This window comes from Streptomyces sp. NPDC006339, assembly GCF_040612775.1.
In the GTDB taxonomy this organism is placed as follows: Bacteria; Actinomycetota; Actinomycetes; order Streptomycetales; family Streptomycetaceae; genus Streptomyces.
Map to the genome: position 1 here is coordinate 1 of NZ_JBEXQW010000094.1, position 12,772 is coordinate 12,772.

Sequence of the window (12,772 nt, forward strand, 5' to 3'; positions counted from 1 at the left end):
GGTGGGCGGAGGTCCGGCCGGCCCGGCCAGGACGAGCCCCGCGGCGCCGGCCGCGGCGCCCGCGGCGACACCCAGGGCCTTGCGGCGGGTGATGCTGGACATGGAAACCCCCTAGTGGTCTGTGCGACCGGGGGTTTGGTCATATGCCCCCGGCGATTTCCATCGGTATCGCGGGGCGCCGGCGGGGCGGAAATCGCCGGGGTTCGGTTGGCCGCGATGCGGACAACCTGCCATGAACAGTACAGAGTTGAACGAAGTTGATCTTGCTGTTCGGGAGAGCGGGAGCCCTTCGGGGCGCAAGCCTTGCGGAGAAGATGATCATTTCGTGAAGGATCTTTCGATCCGATGGGGATCGTGTGGCGGAGCCCACGCTCCCAGGCTGTCCGGATCCGAGCGGTCTCCCGGAGCCGTACGTCGAGGTCGCGGGCGCTCCCTCATTGACCTGCAAGGAAGGAAAGGTGGACACTTTGAGGCGGAATCCAGCCTCGTACCGCCGCCATGACGATCACCGATGGCGTGCTCCGGTGACGGGAGGTGCCCATGAGCCGCGAACTCGTCCGTGAGGTCGAGAACCTGCTGGTCCAGGCCGGTTTCGGACCCGGCAGCGGTCTGACCACCCACAGCCGGGGCGACGCCGTCGTCGTGAGCTGGCACGCCGACGCCCTGATCCGGCCCACCATCTCCGTCCACGCCACCGAACCCGGACTCCACGCCGCCGCCGAGATCAACGGGATCCGCACCGCACTGGGCCTCGCCCTCACCTCGGTCCTCGGCGACGCCGGCCTCACGGCCGTCATGCGCCCCGACGGCTTCGTCGTCACCCGCGAGGCTCCGGCCGCCCGGGCCGGGGGAGGCTGACGCGGCTCCCCTCCTCCTCTCCAGGGACGGCCCTACCGAAAACCCTGCTCGTCGTCCGGCGCCGAGGGGCTAGCGTTGCGGTCATGCGCGAAGTGATCACCGAGGACCGTCGGACGCTGGCGGTGGAGGAGTGGGGGGACCCGGCCGGGACACCGGTCGTCTACCTGCACGGCAGCCCCATGAGCCGACTCGCCCGATACCCGGACGAGTCGCTGTTCCACCGGCTCGGCATCCGGCTGGTCACCTTCGACCGGCCCGGCTTCGGATGCTCCACGCCGAGGCCGGGGCGTCGCGTGGTCGACGCCGCCGAGGACGTGGCCGCCATCGCCGACGTGCTCGGCCTGGACCGTTTCGCCGTGTTCGGCGTCTCCGGAGGCGGCCCGCACGCCCTGGCCTTCGCGGCCCGCTTCCCCGAGCGCGTGACACGGCTGGGCGCGCTGGCGAGTCTGGCGCCGCGCGACGCGGCCGGCCTCGACTGGACGGCGGGCATGAACGACGGCAACCGGCGCAGCGCCGCGGCCGCCCTGGCCGGACGCGAGGCGGTCGGGGCACATCTGGCCGGAGTCGGTTCGACCGAGCCGCCGCCGCTGCCGGAGATCGAGCGGGCGGTCCTCTCCCGGCCCGACATCGGCGCGATGATCGGCGCGGCGTTCCAGGAGGCGGTGCGCCCCGGCCTGGACGGCTGGGTGGACGACGTGACGGCCCTCTTCGGCACGCCGTGGGGCTTCGACCCGGCGCACATCACCACCCCCGTACGGCTCTGGCACGGCGGTCTCGACACGCTCGTGCCGCCCGCGCACGGCGAGTGGCTCGCCGCCCGCATCCCCACCGCCACGCTGATCCGGCAGCCGGACGCCGGGCACGGCGGCCACTTCGACGCCACCCCGGAGATGCTCGCCTGGCTGGTCGCCGAAGGCTGACCCGCCGACGGCGGCGGCCCGGACCCGGCGCGATATTCGATGGCGGACGAGCCACGGGACCGCGAGGATGCGCCCATGGACTCAGCAGAGCGCGTCGACGGGCCGGCGGTGGAGCGATGGACCCGGGCGACCGTCCACCCCGACATGTGGGTGGACCCGGCCGACGACCCGCGCGAGGACGAGGCCGAGGGCGTCGACGAGCGCAGCGCGCTCCTGGCGGCCCTGCGGCACTTCCGCCTCACCCTGGAGATGAAGTGCGCCGGCCTGGACGCCGAGCAGATGGCCCGCCGCGCCGTCCCTCCCTCGACGATGTCCCTGCTCGGCCTGGTGCGTCACATGGCCGAGGACGAACGGCACTTCCGCCGGCTGGCCGGCGAGGACCTGCCCAGGATCTACCGCACCGCCGAGGACCGCGACGGCGACTGGAACGGCGCGGTCGCCGACCCGGCCGTCGTGGACGACGCCTGGCGCCGGTGGCGGGCGGAGCGCGAGCGGACCGACCGGTTCATCGAGGGCTTCGCCGACCTCGGCACCCGCACCGCCGGCGGCGATCCGCTCCGCGACATCCTGCTCATGCAGATCACCGAGTACGCACGCCACTGCGGGCACGCGGACCTGCTGCGCGAGCGCGTCGACGGCCGCGTCGGCCAGTGACCCCCGCACGGGACGCCTCGGCGGCCCGTATGGTCACGCCTCCCGGCGCGGCGGTAGCGTGGCCGACCGTGACGATCACACTCAAGGACTCCGTCCGCGCGCTGCTCGACGACGTGAACCCGGCCGTTCTGGCCACGATCCAGCCCGACGGGTCGCCGCAGACCTCCGTCGTGTGGGTGGGACGGGACGGAGACGACATCCTGATCTCCAGTCAGGACGGCCGCCGCAAGATCCGGAACATCCAGGCCGACCCGCGCGTGAGCCTCACCGTCCACGACCGGCGCGATCCGCTGCTCTACGCGGAGATACGCGGCTCCGCCACGGTCACCGAGGACCGGGGCCGAGCCCTCGCCGTCGCCCTGGCGGAGAGCTACGAGGGCGAGGGCGCCGGCCGGGAGTATCTGGAACTGCCGCCGGAGAAGGTGCGGGTCGTCGTCCGCATCACGCCGTCCAAGGTGCTGGGCACGGCCGCGAAGTAGGCGGCGCCCGATACCGACCCAAAGGCCCGCCCCGGTTGGGGCGGGCCCGGTCGTGGTGGTGGTTCTGGTTCGGGTCGGGGATCTGGTTCCGCCCGGCCGGGGGCCGGGGCGGTGGGCCTCAGTGGGCGCCCGCGTAGACGCGGCTCGCGAACTCGGCGATCTGCTTGTCGCTGAGGTTCTGCGCGAGGTTGGCCTCCGAGATCATGCCGCAGAGGCGGTGATCGTTCTGCATGTCGATCACCGGCAGCCGCTTGATCTGGTGCTGCTCCATGACGTGCAGCGCGTCGGTCGCCGACGCGTCCGCGTCGATCCAGTGCAGTTCGCCGCCGAGGGAACCACACTCGATCTGAGAGGGGTCGTTCCCGTCGGCCACGCACTGGACGACGATGTCCCGGTCGGTGACCATGCCCTGGAGCCTGTCGTCGTCGCCGCAGATGGGCAGCGCACCCACCTGCAGGTCGCGCATCATCCGTGCCGCGTCCTGCAGGGACTCGTGCTCACCGACGCACTGCGCGCCGGCCGTCATGATGTCGCGCGCCTTGAGCGTCTTGTCCTGTGCCATGATCGCTCCTCCTGTGTGTCGACATGGTGGTGTACAGGACCGGTTGCCCTGTTCTTCCATCGCAACACGCGAGCCTTCCGGCTGCCACGCCGCCCGGCCCTCGTCCGGCCGTCGTACGGGTTCAGCGCACGGGGTGTCCGGCGACGGTGTGGGCCACGCGGTCCAGGCCCAGTCCTTCGGAGCCGGCCAGCGCGCCGGCCGTCCGGTTCACGTCGTCGGCGGTGACCCCGATGCCGCTCGGACCGTCGGCGTGGGCGGCGGCCGGGGCGAGGGCGTTCAGGAACAGCGGCAGGGTGGCGAGCGCGGCGGCCCGGAGCAGCGTGTGTGTCGTCATGCCGTGACCAACGCGTACGCGGCGGAGCGGACACGTCCCTCGATCGGGCCCTGCCCTAGAGGGGCGGCGAGGCCGAGCGCCGCTGATCGCTCTCGTTGCGCAGGTCGGTGGTCTGCCGGGTGAGGGTGTCGACCCGTTCGGCGAGCTCCGGGTGACGGGGGGCGAGGTGGGCGTGGGTCCGGGACAGGGGTTCGAGGAGCTGGGCCGGGTTGTTGTCCGCGAGGGCCTGGTCGAGGTCGTGGCGCAGCGAGGTGGGCAGGGTGTCGAGGGAGGTGATCTGCCCGGCGAGCCTGCGGAGGTCCGCCGCGTTCCCGTGCGCCCACGCCGTGACGGAACGGTCGGCCGCGCGGCGATCGCGGGTGGCCTGGACCCGCTGCTCCGCCGTGGTCCCCGGGTTTCCGGGCCGCACCCGCAGATAGCGGCGCTCGGCCGCCTGGCGGCTGGTGACCCCGAGCGGATGGGCGAGGTCGGCCCAACTGGCGCCCGCGTCGCGCGCGGCCTCGATGAGGCCGGGCTCCCAGCCGGCGAGCTGTTCGCGCAGCTCCCGCAGGAGGAGCAGCGCGGCCAGGGCCTCCTCGGACGAGGTGCGCGCCGAGGTGTCCCCGGGGGCGGAGCCGGACCCGGACCCGGAGTCGGCGGCGGGGGAGTGGGCGGGCGCCGCGGTCCGGGCCTTGCGGACGGTCTCGTCGATCGCGGCGAGAGCCGCGAGGGCCGCGTGGACGGCGACGGGGCGGTCGGGGCCGGTGGCGGGCTCTTCGGGTCCGGCGGCGGGATGGTCGGGTCCTGCCATGGTCTCTCCCTCACCGTGGTGTCGTCCGGTTGTCGTCCATTCGTTGACGATGGAGTTGTCGTCCATCCGTTGACATGTTACAACGGTGTCAGGTGAAGCGCATTGGCAGTCCTTGCCTGATCGACTGGAGGTGTTTCGCGATGTTGATGCGCACCGACCCGTTCCGCGAACTCGATCGCCTCACGCAGCAGATGCTGGGAACGGCCGGCACGTGGTCCCGCCCGTCCCCGGTGCCGATGGACGCGTACCGCGAGGGTGACGACTATGTGATCGTGATGGACCTGCCGGGTGTCTCGACGGACGCGATCGACATCGACGTCGAGCGGAACATGCTGACGGTCAAGGCCGAGCGCCGCCCCGTCACCAAGGCCGACGACGTGCAGATGGAGCTGTCCGAGCGGCCGCTCGGTGTGTTCTCCCGGCAACTGATGCTGGCCGACACGCTCGACACCGAGAAGATCACGGCCGACTACGTGGCGGGCGTGCTCACGCTGCGCATTCCGATCGCCGAGCGCGCGAAGCCCCGAAAGATCAGCATCAGTCGCGGCGACGACCGCAAGCAGATCAGCGGCTGAGCCGCCGGCAGGCCGGGGAGCGGGGGCCGGAAGCCTCTCCCCCTCCTTTCTCCTCCGTCCTCCGCTCCCCACACTCCCGCAGTCCGCAGTCCGCAGTCCGCATCCGTTCGTGAAGGGGGTCGTGATGAGACTGCGCTGGCAGACGTTCCTCGACTCCGTCCAGGAGCGCGGTGACTACAGCACGCCGCAGGAGGCCGAGCGCGCCGCCCGCACCGTGCTGGCACTGCTCGGCGCTCATCTGGTCGGCGATGTCCGGGCCGCGCTCGCCGCCCGCCTCCCGGAGACCTTCTCCGTCATCCTGCTCAATCCGCTCCAGGCCGTCGAGCCGCTCTCGCCGGAGCGCTTCGTCCGCGCCACCGCCGCCTGGATCGAAGGCGCCACCGAGCGGACCGCTGCCTGGGACGTCAGCGCCGTGCTCAGCGTCGTCGCGGACGCCGCGGGCGAGGAGCTCACGGCCCAGATGCTGCTGCAACTCCCGCCCGGTTACGACCTCCTCTTCGGCCGGCCGCACCCCTCCGAGTGACCGGCCCCGTCGTCACCCCCTGTTCGTTCCGCCCGGCCGGCGTCCATCGGCCCGGGCCCGAAGAGAACGGCGATCCACATCACCATGACAGTTCAGGCCGAGACCATGACCGCCGCGCCGGCCGCCGCGCCGGCCTCCGCCCCCACGTCCGCTCCGGCGCACGCCCCCGGGCGCGCCGCGATGTCGTACGCCGGCCTTCTCGAGCGGGTGCGCTACGAAGGCGCCTACCCGACCCGCGAGCGCGCCGAGGAAGCCGTCCGATCGGTGCTGGCGGCCCTGGGGCGGCAGCTCGTCGGCGACGAACGGGTCGAGCTCGCCGCCCGTCTCCCCGTCGAAGCGGCCCTGGTGCTCACCGCCCAGATTCCCGCCACCACCCCGCTCACGGGCTGGGAGTTCGTGAAGGACCTCGCCCGGCGCACCGGCGGCAGCCCGGCCACCACCCGCTGGAACGTCGGCGCCGTCCTCGCCCCCGTCGCGCACCTGGTCGGCTCCGACCTGGTGGACCGCATCATCGACCAGCTCCCGCCGGGTTACGCCCTTCTCTTCGGCAAGGCCGACCTCCGTCCGCCCCGCCGTCCGGCCCACGACTCATAGGCCCACGACTCCTATGCGCGCGGCGGCACGGGCCGCGGGTGCTCGGCGGCCTCGGGCAGGGTCTCGGCCGGGGTGTACGAGGAGGCGAACGTGAAGGCCCGCGGGGACGGCCCGTGCGCCCGCAGGTCCGCCAGCCGCTCCAGCGCCTCCTCCACGGTCGGCCGGTGGCCGGCGGGCACCCACCAGAGCACGAGGTGTGCCTCGGCGTGCCGCTCGAACCACTCGCGGCGCCGCCGCATGACCTCCAAGTGCCCGCTGCGGTACGTGAAGTCCCACAGGGTCTCCTGGGACTCCCACACCGTCAGGTTGACGATGACGTCCTCGCCCGCCGGGCGCAGGCCGGTGGCGTCGGCCGCGCCCTCCTCCACGAGCCGCCAGACGAAGCCCGGTGCCTCGTCGGCGGCTCCGTTCACCGAGTCGAGCATCTCGACGAACGGGGCGATGCGCGGGTCGTCGAGGGGATGGCGGAGCGTCGCGACGTTGAGCTGGGCGAGGTGGGCAGGCGTGATCGAGGTCATGGCCTCATCCCAGCACGGCCCCTTTTCTATGTCAATGCTCGTTGTTTTTAGAGATGCTCGGGGGTCGGTGCCTCGGCGGCCTCGACCACCACGCAGCACTCTCCGGGCCGGGGGTCCATGCGCGCCCGGACGGGGCCGTTCGTGCCGAGCAGCCCCTCCAGCAGGGCGAGATTCATGCCGCAGACGAGCGGCGGGAAGCGCTCGGCGACGGCGTGGAAGGGGCAGTTGCGCATACGGACGACGGGCGCGGCCGATTCGGCCGCGCCCTCGGCGTGTTCGGCGACCTCCAGACGGGGCTCGTACCCGCGGCCGGCCAGCACCTTCGCCGCCTCCTCCAGTCCACCGCAGGGTGCCGCATCCCCGCGCAGGGCCTCACCTCTGCGGCGCGCGGCGGCGCAGAGCCCCGCGTCGAGGCCGGCCTCCTCGGCGGCCTCGGCCAACAGCTCGGCGGCGGTGCGGTAGTCGCGGGCGGGCAGCGACACCGACCGCTCGGCCCGCGCCCGCGTGTACACCTTGGCGGGACGTCCGGCCCCCGGGCCCGACCGGCCCGTCAGGCGGCGGCTTCCGCTCTCCAGCAGCCCGGCCTCGGTCAGTCGGTCGAGATGGTGCGCCGCGAGCGTGCGCGCCACCCCCGCCGCCTCGGCCGCCTCGTTGCGCCCCACCTCGCGGCCCTGCGCCGCGACGTACTCGTACAGGCGCCGCCGTACCGGATCCTGCAGCACCGCGATCGCGTCGATGTCCTCCATGTCCTTCATTCGGCCATTCTAGAAACAACGGGAGTTGGAGATAGAGAGCCGGCGACAGGGGGCCGGACGCGCCGCGCGTGGTCGTTCCCCTTCTTGCCTCACCTATCGGGATTCGATAGATTTCCGTCGTTGCTCGATCGAAGGGAGAGGTGATGGGAAAGCTGACCGTGCTCGCGCTCCGCGCCGTGCTCGTGCTGCTGCTCGCCGGTTCGGTGTTCGTGCAGGCGGTGATGGTGCCCCTGCTGGCCATCGACATGAAGGGACTCGACGAGGAGGTCGCCCATCTGCGCACCCCGGTCCTCGTGATCATCGTCCTGGGCGTGGTGACGGTCCAGGTGGTCCTGGGCTGCGTGTGGCGGCTGGTGACGATGGTGCGGCGAGGGACCGTGTTCTCGTACGCCGCCTTCCGGTACGTGCACATCGTGATCGGCGCGGTCGTGGCGGCCGCCCTGCTGGTGTTCGCGCTCGGGGTCGTCCTGGCGCCGGGCGAGGCCGTCGCCCCCGGCATCGTCCTCCTGATCGGCGGGCTCGGCCTGGCGGTCCTCGGGGTGGCGCTCGTCGTGCTCGTGCTGCGCATGCTGCTCGCCCAGGCCGTCGCGCGCGATGTGGAGGCCACGGAGATGCGGGCCGAGCTGGACGAGGTGATCTGATGCCGATCGCCGTCGACATCGACGTCATGCTGGCCAAGCGGAAGATGTCCGTGGGCGAACTCGCGGAACGCGTCGGCATCACCCCCGCCAACCTCGCCGTCCTCAAGAACGGCCGCGCCAAGGCCGTACGCTTCACGACGCTCGCCGCGCTCTGCGAGGTGCTCGACTGCCAGCCCGGGGACCTTCTGCGCTGGGAGGCCGAGGACGCCGTCGACGCCGAGGATCCCGCGGCCCCCGTCGACGCGTGAGGCACCTCGCGTCCCTCACGGGCGATGTGGTGAACGGCCGTCACCGCAGGGACGACGCTCCTCCCGCGTGAGCCCCCGGCAGGTCGGGGCTGTCGGACCCCGCTGATATACGTGTCCCATGACCGTCTTTCGTGACTTCAACTTCAAGCTCCTCGTCGTCGAGAAGCTCATGTACTGGGACGAGACACTCTCTCCCGCCTTCAGCCTGAGGGAGCACATGCGCGCCCGCGGAGTGGAGGACCTCGACGCGTACGTGGCGGAGCACAAGCTGGAGTACACCGTCCTGGACGAGGCCAGGACCTACTTCGAGCAGCTCGAGATACCGAACGAGCTGCTCGCGACCGTGGACGAGCTGACCTTCGACGGCGGCCACCAGGTGTTCATGGAGTGCGCCCCCGTCTGGGACGGCGAGGACGCCCTCTTCGACCTCACCCGTCTCGACGACCTGGAACTGCTGCCGAACCTCAAGCTCTTCACCGGCGGCCGCGCTCTGGAACACATGATTCCCGGTGCCCTGGAGATCCTCGAGGCTCGGGGGATCACCGCACGCCACTAGAGCCGGGTGACCCTGCCGCCCGGCCGCAGGGGAGGGCGTCGCTAGGACAAGGTCCTGGCGACCACGGCCGCCGTCTCCGCGATCAGCCGGTCGTCGTGCTCGTCGTCCTTCCCGCTGCGGCTCGACATGATCGCCATGACGAGAGGGGCGGCGCCGGGCGGCCACACCACGGCGATGTCGTTGCGGATCCCGTGGACCCCGCCCGTGCCGGTCTTGTCGCCGACCACCCAGCCCTCGGGGACACCCGCCCTGATGAGCGCGTCGCCCGTGCGGTTGGTCCGCAGCCACGTCGTGAGCTGCGCCCGTTCCTCCTGTGCGAGTGCGTCCCCGAGCACGAACGCCCGCAGGTCCCCGGCGAACGCGCGCGGCGTGGTGGTGTTGCGGACGGCGCCGGGGGACCACCGGTTGAGCTCGGGCTCGCGGTCCTCCACCCGGGTCACGCGGTCACCCACCTCGGCCAGGGCCTTCTCCAGTCCCTCGGGGCCACCGAGCGCGTCGAACAGCAGGTTGGCCGCCGTGTTGTCGCTGAAGCGGACGGCGGCGTCACACAGTTCGCGCAGGGTCATGCCGGTGGCGAGGCGCTTCTCGGTGACCGGCGAGTGGGCGATCAGATCCTCGCGGGAGTACCTGATCACCTCGTCCATGCCGTCGAGGGAGTACCGGCGCAGCACGGCGGCGGCGGCCAGGGCCTTGAAGGTGGAGGCGAAAGCGAACCGCTGGTCGGCGTTGTGGGCCACCTCCCGCCCGCCACCGGTGTCGATCGCGTAGACGCCGAGCCGCGCGTCGTACCGGCGCTCCAGTTCCCTCAGCTCGTCGGCGTAGGGTCGCACGCTCCCTGAGGGCCGGGTCGACCCGGAGGGCGGGGGAGCCGGTGACGCCGGGCTCTCGCCGCGGGTGCACGCCGCGAGCGGCAGGACGGTCATCAGGGCCACCGCCAGGACGAGCCCGCCGCGCACGCCGCGCCGCGCCCGTACGCCGTACCGCATCTTCGAACCTCCACGTGACGGAGCCGGCATCCGCAGGGCCGGGGCCGTCCGACCAGCCTGCACGATCGGTTCCGGAACAGGAAGGACCGTTGCCCGAGATGGCGCGTCGCCGCCGCGCGAGCGGGAGCACTCCTGGTTGAGTGTCCGTGCCGTGGACTAGGTTGTCCCCGCAAAAGATCACGCAGCAGATCATGCGGCGGATCACACAGCAGTTCACACAGCAGTTCACACAGCAGTTCACGCAGCAGATCACGCAAGAGTTCACGCAACAGAACACGCAACAGACCGAGAAGCAGAGCCCGTTGGCGGACCTCGTCCTCGGTACGGGGCAGTCCGCGTCCGGGCTCGGGAACGCCCTCGGCGGTCACGCGCGGAGCCCGCGACCCGCCCGTCTCGCGGCGCCGGGGCGCCGCGCGCCCACCTCCGCGTTCCGCACGTCCCTGCCCTGTTCCGTACTCCTGTACTCCCTCCTTGGAGCCATCGACGTGACCGTGCGAATACACCCCCCTCGCCGTTCCGCCACCACCGCCCTCCTGGTGTGTGCCGCCCTGGCCGCCACAAGCGTCGCCTGCGGCAACCAGAGGGACGACCGCGGAGCGGCCGGCAAGCCGAAGGGCACCGTCGCCGGCGCCCCGCTGAGCGACCTCCTCCCGGCGGACATCCGGTCCGCCGGCGTGATCAGGGTCGGCTCCGACATCGCGTACCCCCCGGTCGAGTTCAAGGACGCCTCGGGCCGCACGGTCGGTCTCGACGTGGACATCGCCCGGGCCATGGGCGAGCAGCTCGGTGTCGAACTCCGCTTTCAGAACGGCACGTTCGACACGCTCGTCACCGGTCTGCGCGCCGACCGGTACGACATCCTCATGTCGGCGATGAACGACACCAAGGACCGCCAGAACGGAGTCGATCCGGTCACCGGCAAGAAGGTGGGCGAGGGCCTGGACTTCGTCGACTACTTCAACGCCGGGGTCTCCCTCTACGCACGCAAGCAGCACGCCGGGACCGCCAAAGGCTGGGACGACCTGTGCGGCAGGACCGTCGCCGTGCAGCGCGGCGCCGTCGCCCACAACCTGCTCAAGACCGAGGACGCCGAGTGCGCCCGGTCCGGCAGGCCCGCGATCGACATCGAGGCGTTCGACACCGACGCCGAGGCCCAGATGCGCGTCCGCAGCAACGGAGCCGACTTCGGCAGCTCCGACTTCCCGGCCGCCGCGTACGCCGTCAAGACCTCGGGCGGCGGGGAGGACCTGGCCCTCGTCGGCGAGCAGACGGGCGCTCTCCCGTACGGCATCGCCGTCGAGAAGAAGGACACACGGCTGCGGGACGCGCTCGCCGCGGCGCTCGACGCGATCATCGCCAACGGGCAGTACGGCGACATCCTGGCCAAGTGGGGCAGCCAGGACGGCGCCGTCACCAAGGCCGTCGTCAACGGCGGTGCCTGATGCGCGACCCACACACCGACATGCGGGCCGTTCCGGTCCGCCACTACGGCCGGTACGCCGCCGCCGTGGTGGTCCTGGCGCTGTTAGGGGCGATCGTCTCCGCCTTCGCGCGCGGGCAGGTCAACTGGGGCGCGATCCCGGACTACCTCTTCGACGACCGCGTGCTCCTCGGCGTACGAGAGACGCTGACCCTGACCGTGCTCTCCATGCTCATCGGGGTGGCCGGCGGCGTCCTGCTCGCGGTGATGCGGCTCTCCAGGAACCCGGTGACCTCGTCGGTCGCGTGGTTCTACATCTGGTTCTTCCGCGGCACTCCGGTGTACGTGCAGTTGCTGGTCTGGTTCAACCTGGGGCTCGTCTTCGAGTACGTCAACCTCGGCCCCGTCTATCAGGACGAGTGGTCGGACTTCATGACGCCGTTCCTCACGGCGCTGCTCGGCCTCGGCCTCAACGAGGCCGCCTACATGGCGGAGATCTGCCGGGCAGGACTGCTGGCGGTCGACGAGGGCCAGACCGAGGCGGCCCACGCGCTCGGCATGCGGCACGGCAGGACGCTGCGGCGGATCGTGATCCCCCAGGCCATGCGCGTGATCGTGCCGCCGACCGGCAACGAGGTCATCAACATGCTCAAGACGACCTCGCTGGTGGCGGCCGTGCAGTACTACGAGCTGCTGCGGTACGCGCAGGACATCGGCCAGACCTCGGGCGCCCCCGTGGAGATGCTGTTCCTGGCGGCGGCCTGGTACCTGATTCTGACCTCGGTCCTGAGCGTCGGCCAGTACTACCTGGAGCGGTACTACGCGCGCGGCTCGGCCAGGATCCTGCCGCCCACGCCCTGGCAGAAGGGGAGGACGACCCTGTCGACCTTCCGCCGTCCGGCGGTGGGGACGGGAAGCCCGAAGGGACCGGCATGGTGAAGCCCGAAGGGACCGGCCTGGTGAGCCCTGAAGCGACCGGTCTGGTGAAGCGCGAAGCGACCGTCATGGTCAAGGCCGAAGGCGTCCACAAGTCCTACGGCGCCGCGCACATCCTGCGCGGTATCGACCTCGAGGTGCAGAACGGCGAGGTGTTCTGCCTGGTCGGCCCGTCCGGCTCCGGCAAGTCCACCTTCCTGCGCTGCATCAACCACCTGGAGCGCATCGACGGCGGCCGGCTGTCCGTCGACGGGCAGCTCGTCGGCTACCGCCAGAAGGGCGACAAGCTCTACGAGCTGAAGGACAGCGAGGTCGCCGCCCAGCGCCCCGACATCGGCATGGTCTTCCAGCGCTTCAACCTCTTCCCCCACATGACGGCCCTGGCCAACGTGATGGAGGCGCCCATCCAGGTGAAGGGCGAGT

Annotated in this window: 20 protein-coding genes; 13 read left to right on the top strand and 7 right to left on the bottom strand. The window is 71.6% G+C overall.

Annotated elements, in window-relative coordinates; genetic code table 11:
* Positions 1-102 (bottom strand): twin-arginine translocation signal domain-containing protein (locus tag ABZ135_RS37995; protein WP_356702874.1); only part of this gene is annotated, 102 nt, incomplete at its 3' end.
* A 438-nt stretch (positions 103-540) separates the two neighbouring features.
* On the opposite strand from ABZ135_RS37995, the gene ABZ135_RS38000 reads away from it, so the two are divergent.
* The 4 genes from ABZ135_RS38000 to ABZ135_RS38015 all read left to right on the top strand — a co-directional run bounded on the left by ABZ135_RS38000 (position 541) and on the right by ABZ135_RS38015 (position 2,911).
* The gene (locus tag ABZ135_RS38000) at positions 541-858 is read left to right on the top strand and encodes a hypothetical protein (protein ID WP_356702845.1); all 318 of its coding nucleotides are present in this window, start codon (positions 541-543) and stop codon (positions 856-858) included.
* An 83-nt stretch (positions 859-941) separates the two neighbouring features.
* Positions 942-1,778, top strand: a complete 837-nt coding sequence (locus ABZ135_RS38005) for an alpha/beta hydrolase (protein ID WP_356702847.1) — start codon at positions 942-944, stop codon at positions 1,776-1,778.
* A gap of 75 nt (positions 1,779-1,853) precedes the next feature.
* Positions 1,854-2,432, top strand: a complete 579-nt coding sequence (locus ABZ135_RS38010; protein WP_356702848.1) for a DUF664 domain-containing protein — start codon at positions 1,854-1,856, stop codon at positions 2,430-2,432.
* A gap of 68 nt (positions 2,433-2,500) precedes the next feature.
* Positions 2,501-2,911 (top strand): PPOX class F420-dependent oxidoreductase, encoded by a 411-nt coding sequence (locus tag ABZ135_RS38015; RefSeq protein ID WP_356702850.1) that lies wholly within the window; start codon positions 2,501-2,503, stop codon positions 2,909-2,911.
* Positions 2,912-3,029: 118 nt separating this feature from the next.
* Here ABZ135_RS38015 and ABZ135_RS38020 read toward each other — a convergent pair whose 3' ends face one another.
* The 3 genes from ABZ135_RS38020 to ABZ135_RS38030 form a co-directional block, all read right to left on the bottom strand.
* Positions 3,030-3,473 (bottom strand): CBS domain-containing protein, encoded by a 444-nt coding sequence (locus ABZ135_RS38020; RefSeq protein ID WP_356702852.1) that lies wholly within the window; start codon positions 3,471-3,473, stop codon positions 3,030-3,032.
* 121 nt (positions 3,474-3,594) lie between these two features.
* Positions 3,595-3,807 carry a hypothetical protein gene (locus ABZ135_RS38025; RefSeq protein ID WP_356702853.1) on the bottom strand — a complete coding sequence of 71 codons (213 nt, stop codon included), beginning with the start codon at positions 3,805-3,807 and terminating at the stop codon, positions 3,595-3,597.
* 55 nt (positions 3,808-3,862) lie between these two features.
* Positions 3,863-4,597: a type III effector protein gene (locus ABZ135_RS38030; RefSeq protein ID WP_356702855.1), complete on the bottom strand. Its 735-nt coding sequence runs from the start codon at positions 4,595-4,597 to the stop codon at positions 3,863-3,865.
* 140 nt (positions 4,598-4,737) lie between these two features.
* On the opposite strand from ABZ135_RS38030, the gene ABZ135_RS38035 reads away from it, so the two are divergent.
* The 3 genes from ABZ135_RS38035 (at position 4,738) to ABZ135_RS38045 (ending at position 6,289) form a co-directional block, all read left to right on the top strand.
* Positions 4,738-5,172 (top strand): Hsp20/alpha crystallin family protein, encoded by a 435-nt coding sequence (locus ABZ135_RS38035; protein WP_356702857.1) that lies wholly within the window; start codon positions 4,738-4,740, stop codon positions 5,170-5,172.
* Positions 5,173-5,296: 124 nt separating this feature from the next.
* Positions 5,297-5,695 (top strand): DUF2267 domain-containing protein, encoded by a 399-nt coding sequence (locus tag ABZ135_RS38040; protein ID WP_356702859.1) that lies wholly within the window; start codon positions 5,297-5,299, stop codon positions 5,693-5,695.
* A 180-nt stretch (positions 5,696-5,875) separates the two neighbouring features.
* Positions 5,876-6,289 (top strand): DUF2267 domain-containing protein, encoded by a 414-nt coding sequence (locus ABZ135_RS38045; RefSeq protein WP_356702876.1) that lies wholly within the window; start codon positions 5,876-5,878, stop codon positions 6,287-6,289.
* Positions 6,290-6,300: 11 nt separating this feature from the next.
* Here the strand turns inward: ABZ135_RS38045 and ABZ135_RS38050 are convergent, their stop codons facing one another.
* Both ABZ135_RS38050 and ABZ135_RS38055 read right to left on the bottom strand, forming a co-directional pair.
* Entirely contained in the window at positions 6,301-6,807 is a 507-nt protein-coding gene (locus ABZ135_RS38050; RefSeq protein ID WP_356702861.1) for a DUF3291 domain-containing protein, read from the bottom strand.
* A 47-nt stretch (positions 6,808-6,854) separates the two neighbouring features.
* Positions 6,855-7,553, bottom strand: coding sequence for a helix-turn-helix domain-containing protein (locus ABZ135_RS38055; protein ID WP_356702878.1), 699 nt, complete (start codon positions 7,551-7,553; stop codon positions 6,855-6,857).
* Positions 7,554-7,705: 152 nt separating this feature from the next.
* Here ABZ135_RS38055 and ABZ135_RS38060 point away from each other — a divergent pair, with 152 nt between their 5' ends.
* From ABZ135_RS38060 to ABZ135_RS38070, 3 genes are all read left to right on the top strand, one after another.
* On the top strand, positions 7,706-8,203 hold the full coding sequence (locus ABZ135_RS38060; protein ID WP_356702863.1) for a DUF2975 domain-containing protein: 498 nt from the start codon (positions 7,706-7,708) through the stop codon (positions 8,201-8,203).
* The gene (locus tag ABZ135_RS38065; RefSeq protein WP_356702865.1) at positions 8,203-8,451 is read left to right on the top strand and encodes a helix-turn-helix transcriptional regulator; all 249 of its coding nucleotides are present in this window, start codon (positions 8,203-8,205) and stop codon (positions 8,449-8,451) included. Before ABZ135_RS38060 ends, ABZ135_RS38065 begins: the two co-directional genes overlap by 1 nt.
* A gap of 118 nt (positions 8,452-8,569) precedes the next feature.
* Positions 8,570-9,007, top strand: a complete 438-nt coding sequence (locus ABZ135_RS38070) for a hypothetical protein (protein ID WP_356702866.1) — start codon at positions 8,570-8,572, stop codon at positions 9,005-9,007.
* A gap of 41 nt (positions 9,008-9,048) precedes the next feature.
* Here ABZ135_RS38070 and bla read toward each other — a convergent pair whose 3' ends face one another.
* The gene (bla, locus tag ABZ135_RS38075; RefSeq protein WP_356702868.1) at positions 9,049-9,993 is read right to left on the bottom strand and encodes a class A beta-lactamase; all 945 of its coding nucleotides are present in this window, start codon (positions 9,991-9,993) and stop codon (positions 9,049-9,051) included.
* Between the two features lie 485 nt (positions 9,994-10,478).
* On the opposite strand from bla, the gene ABZ135_RS38080 reads away from it, so the two are divergent.
* The 3 genes from ABZ135_RS38080 to ABZ135_RS38090 form a co-directional block, all read left to right on the top strand.
* On the top strand, positions 10,479-11,435 hold the full coding sequence (locus ABZ135_RS38080; protein WP_356702870.1) for an ABC transporter substrate-binding protein: 957 nt from the start codon (positions 10,479-10,481) through the stop codon (positions 11,433-11,435).
* Positions 11,435-12,352: an amino acid ABC transporter permease gene (locus tag ABZ135_RS38085; protein ID WP_356702872.1), complete on the top strand. Its 918-nt coding sequence runs from the start codon at positions 11,435-11,437 to the stop codon at positions 12,350-12,352. Before ABZ135_RS38080 ends, ABZ135_RS38085 begins: the two co-directional genes overlap by 1 nt.
* A gap of 65 nt (positions 12,353-12,417) precedes the next feature.
* On the top strand, positions 12,418-12,772 hold a 355-nt coding region (locus tag ABZ135_RS38090), incomplete at its 3' end, for an ATP-binding cassette domain-containing protein (RefSeq protein WP_356702880.1).